1 protein-coding gene is annotated in these 678 nt (G+C 56.6%); it reads right to left on the bottom strand.

Features of this window, described 5'->3' with window-relative positions; genetic code table 11:
* A partial coding sequence (locus A5760_RS11745; protein ID WP_064880848.1) for a cyclopropane mycolic acid synthase family methyltransferase occupies window positions 1-678 on the bottom strand: 678 nt, incomplete at both ends.

Raw genomic sequence — 678 nt, 5'->3', positions numbered from 1 at the left:
GTCGTAGACCTCTTGGGACTGGATGGCGATCGCCTTTTCCTTATTGGCTTCCAGATTGGCCGCCCAAATGTTGAGGGTTCGCGCGTAGTGCTCGCGCAGCAACTGAACTTTCTCAACAGAGAAGCCCGCGGCCTCGCCGAACTTGAAAATGTCTTCCTGTGCAGGCAATTGCCCACCGGGGAAAATTTCTGTGCCAATAAATCGCGCGAACCGGATATCGTTCATCGTCAACGAAACGCCGCGTTCATGCAGCTGTTTCTGGGTGTACGCCAAAATCGTGTGCAAGAGCATCCGGCCGTCAGCGGGAAGGACGTCGTAGGCGCGTTCGAAAAATGCAGGATAGCGCTCCATCTTGAATGCCTCGAAGGCGCCGATCGTCACAATCCGATCGATCTTGTCCTCAAACTCTTCCCAGCCCTGCAGGCGCACCTCGATGTTGCGGTTCGTCGGCAATCCGGCCAGCATGTTCTTGCTGTACTCAAACTGGTTGCGGCTCAGCGTAATCCCGATCACATTGACGTCGTACTTCTCAACCGCCCGCTTCAGCGCGCCGCCCCAGCCGCAACCGATGTCCAGCAGCGTCATCCCTGGCTCGAGGTTCAGCTTTCCCAACGCAAGATCGAACTTCGCAATTTGGGCCTCTTCGAGCGTCATGTCATCGCGCTCGAAGTAGGCGCA

Source organism: Mycobacterium colombiense, from assembly GCF_001665835.1.
In the GTDB taxonomy this organism is placed as follows: domain Bacteria; phylum Actinomycetota; class Actinomycetes; order Mycobacteriales; family Mycobacteriaceae; genus Mycobacterium; species Mycobacterium colombiense_A.
The sequence above is the reverse complement of the archived record's forward strand: the minus strand, read 5'-3'. Positions and strand labels throughout refer to the sequence as shown.